Source organism: Mesorhizobium sp. M7A.F.Ca.ET.027.02.1.1 (genome assembly GCF_004022985.1).
In the GTDB taxonomy this organism is placed as follows: domain Bacteria; phylum Pseudomonadota; class Alphaproteobacteria; order Rhizobiales; family Rhizobiaceae; genus Mesorhizobium.
The window spans coordinates 1-3606 of record NZ_RZOL01000523.1 but is presented as its reverse complement, the minus strand read 5'-3'; the positions used below and the strand labels follow the sequence as shown (position 1 = coordinate 3606).

The following is a 3606-nucleotide window of genomic DNA, read 5'->3' as shown; positions in this document are numbered from 1 at the left end:
GGCATTGTTGCCGCCAAGTTCCAGCACCGCGCGCGCAAAGCGCTTGGCCAGGCGCGGGCCGACGTCGCGGCCCATGCGGGTCGAGCCGGTGGCCGAGACCAGCGGCACCTTGGGATGGTCGACCAGGATTTCACCGACGGCACGGTCGCCGATCAGCACCGGCGCCAGGCCCTGCGGTGCGTCCGCGCCGAAGCGCTTGACCGCGCGCTTGAAGATGGCCTCGCAGGCAAGCGCCGTCAGCGGCGTCTTCTCCGACGGCTTCCACACCACCGCGTCGCCGCAGACCAGCGCCAGGGCCGCGTTCCACGACCACACCGCGACCGGGAAATTGAAGGCGGAAATGACGCCGACGACGCCAAGCGGATGCCAGGTTTCCATCATCCGATGGCCGGGACGCTCGGTGGCGATGGTCAGGCCGTACAATTGCCGGGAGAGGCCGACGGCGAAATCGCAGATGTCGATCATCTCCTGCACTTCGCCAAGGCCTTCGGACGGAATCTTGCCGACCTCGATCGCGACCAGCCGGCCAAGCTCGGCCTTGTGCGCACGCAGCTCCTCGCCGAGCAGCCGCACCAGCTCGCCACGTCTCGGTCCCGGCACCATCCGCCACGCCTGGAACGCCTTGTGCGCGGCGTCGATGGTCTTGGCGGCGTCGGCCGGCGAGATCGTCTTCAGCGCCGCGATCTGCTCGCCCGTCACTGGGCTGCGCACGATGAGATCGCCGCCCGAAAGAGTGCCCTTGGCCACACCCAGTTTCGCCAGAAGTTCGGTCGTTTCCTTGGCTACATCGATGGATTTGACTGCAATGTTCATCCGGCAAACTCCTGTTTTGACTTATCCGAAACACACCGAACCAAGGCGTCCTGGCGACGTCAGTTGCTTCAGGCCAGCGGCAAGGTCCTTGTGCTTTTTCTGCGTGTAGAGATCGTAGTAGGCTTGGTTCTTGCGGCCGACGCCGTGCTCGGCGCTGAAGCTGCCGCCGAAACGATCGACCGCGATCGAATAGACCCAATCGCGCAATCGCCGTTCGAAGGCGATATCGACTGGACCAGCCCGCGCCTCGTCGACGACCAGATTGAAATGCACGCCGCCGTCGCCGATATGGCCGAAATCGAAGATTGCGACGTCGACAAAATGGCTGGGCAGTTCGAGCTTCATCCAGTCGCAGAACGCCAGTACGTCGGCCCTGCGGAACGACAGATCGAAAGCGATCAGCCGGCCGGCATGTTTGACGCCTTCCGACAGGGCGTGACGCAGCGCCCACATCTCACGGGCGGGACCGACAAAGGCGTTGGCGAGCGGCGCGCCCTCCGCTTCCCAGACTTCGGCCAGCACCGTTTCCAGAACGGCATCGAGCGGCTGCTCGTCATCACGCGGAAGCCAACTGCGGGAGACTTCGGCCAGGATGACATAGTTGGGGATGTCGCCATTCTGGAATGGATTGCGCAGCGACGGAACATGGGCAAGCGCTGCAGCGATCGCATTCCCCGACATGCCTTCGAAAGCCGACAGGTACGATCCGAGACGCTCTTCCATCGCTCGCAGCAGGGGGATGACGGCAGTGCCGGTTCGCGGCACCAGATAGGCTGTCGAAACCTGTCTCGGCAGACGCTCCAGATTGAGCACGCATTCGGTGACAATGCCGAACGCGCCGGATGTTCCGACGAAAAGCTGCTTCCAGTCGACGCCCGTATTGTTCTTGCGCAGCCCCGACAGCAGATCGACCACGGTGCCAGCCTCGTCTGCCAGGACGACCTTCACGCCCAGCGTATTGCGGCGCACGTCGCCATATTTCAGAAACCGCGAGCCGCCGGTGTTGGTTGCCAGCATGCCGCCCACCCGCGGATCGGCGCCGAGGTCGATCGGGAAGAAGAGGCCGCTCTGCTCGAGCCGTCCGTTGATGTCCGACAGTCTGGTTCCAGCGTCGACGTGGATCGAACGGTTGTCGATATCGGGATCGAAAATCCGTGTCATCCGGTCGAGGCTGAGCACGACCTGCGCTCCACTGGTGTCCGGCGTCGAGCCGGAAACCAGGCCGGTGTTGCCTGACTGCGGGATGAGCGCGATATGCTCACGAACGCAGTAGGCGACGCAAGCGGATACCTCCGCCGTGCCGCGAGGGCGCAGCACGAATGCGGCGCTACCCCGGTCATAGCGCGCGCCATTCTCATAGGCGGCCATGCTGGCGGAATCCTGGACAACCCCGTCCGCGCCGAGGATTTCGACCAACGCCGCCTTGTGCCGCTCGCCGATCATGCCGAGTGTCTACTCCGCTGCCTGAAGGTTGTGCAGAGCGCGTCGGCAATCGTCGATTGACGCCTGCTCGATCGCCGCATAGTGCTCGAATTCATCGAGGACCCCGGCGCCGAGAGCGGCCTCGAAGCGCTTTTGGTTGGGACTGGCGACGAAATCCTGCCCCGCCTCGTCGCCCAGATTGGACTGGAAGATGCCGGCAGCGCTGACGGGCAGGAAATCCTCGTAGACGATCGGGTCGAAACGGACAAAGCCATCCGCCACCAGCCGATCGACACCTTCTGCATGGACCCTGCCGACCTGACGCCCTCGCTCGGTCAGCGAATAGGTGAAATAGCCAAGACCCGCAGTGCGGATGCCATCCCATGTGTCGGGAAATGGCTGGAATGTTCGCGACAACGCCTCGACGTAATCGGCGGCATTCGACCCGTCGGCCGCCGGCCTGATGATTTTGCGCGTGGCGTCCAGCAGGCTGTCGTAGAGCGCCCTGCCCTTGGGAGTCAGCGCCACGCCGCGCTGCTCTATCTCGCCGAAACGCGCCGTGTGCGAGCCAGCCGTCCAGCCGCCGCTGCCTGACTTGAACGAGACCGGTTCGTCCAGTGCCTTGAACGATGTCTGCTTGAGCAGGATCGGGCACTGGCGAGTGGGTGGACCCTCGACGATCGCCTTGGGCTCGATGCCGCGCAACGGCATGCCCGTCTGCACCGCGTCGATGTCGAGCGTGCGCGGCGTCAGGTGGTTGATATGCGGGCCCTTGAAGGAGACCACGTCGGCGATCAACCGATGCTGCTGGTGGAGCCTGTGGTACATCTCCATGCTGACGCAGGCCTGATCGTGCCAGCGGAAGGTCTCGAGGATTTCGGCGACAAACCGATCCGCATCCGGTCGATGCAGGCCGCCCTGCGTCTCGGCCTTTTCGGTGAGTTGGACGGCGCTGTCCGTGAAAATCCGACGAGCGGCAAGAATGGCCTCCGCTTCCGCCCGCAAAGCGTCATCGCCGATCAGGTCGATCCTGAGCAGGGAGGTGAAGACGCGAAACGGATTGCGGCTGATCGCATCGGCACCGACCGGACGGAACGCCGTCGAATGGACCGGCACGCCGGCCGTGCTGAGGTCGTAATATCCGACCGGATGCATGCCCATCACCGCGAATACGCGCCGCATCATCGAGAGTTCGGCCGGCGTTCCCAGGCGGATCGCGCCGTGCCGCTCTTCCGAGATGCGGTCGAGCGAATCCGTCGCCTCGAGCCGCTGGCGCAGCACTGGGGTGGCATCCAGCACACCGGCATTCACCTCGGCGACCAGTTCCATCAGCGTGCCGTAGGCGGGAACCTCGGCCCGGTACATGCTGTC

At 64.4% G+C, this 3606-nt stretch carries 3 protein-coding genes; all 3 read right to left on the bottom strand.

Going from position 1 to position 3606, the window contains the following annotated elements; translation table 11 throughout:
• The coding region (locus EN749_RS32630) for an aldehyde dehydrogenase family protein (protein WP_128364712.1) at positions 1–813 on the bottom strand (813 nt) is incomplete at its 3' end.
• Positions 814–834: 21 nt separating this feature from the next.
• A complete protein-coding gene (locus EN749_RS32625) occupies positions 835–2256 on the bottom strand; it encodes an FAD-binding oxidoreductase (protein WP_128364711.1) in 1422 nt (473 codons plus the stop codon).
• A 9-nt stretch (positions 2257–2265) separates the two neighbouring features.
• Positions 2266–3600: a VOC family protein gene (locus tag EN749_RS32620; RefSeq protein WP_189367868.1), complete on the bottom strand. Its 1335-nt coding sequence runs from the start codon at positions 3598–3600 to the stop codon at positions 2266–2268.
• Between the last annotated feature and the right edge of the window lie 6 nt (positions 3601–3606).

What these genes read in the sequence shown, in the direction of transcription:
- EN749_RS32620 (WP_189367868.1), bottom strand. Translation starts at nt 3,600, where the DNA reads ATGTACCGGGCCGAGGTTCCCGCCTACGGCACGCTGATGGAACTGGTC.
- EN749_RS32625 (WP_128364711.1), bottom strand. Translation starts at nt 2,256, where the DNA reads ATGATCGGCGAGCGGCACAAGGCGGCGTTGGTCGAAATCCTCGGCGCG.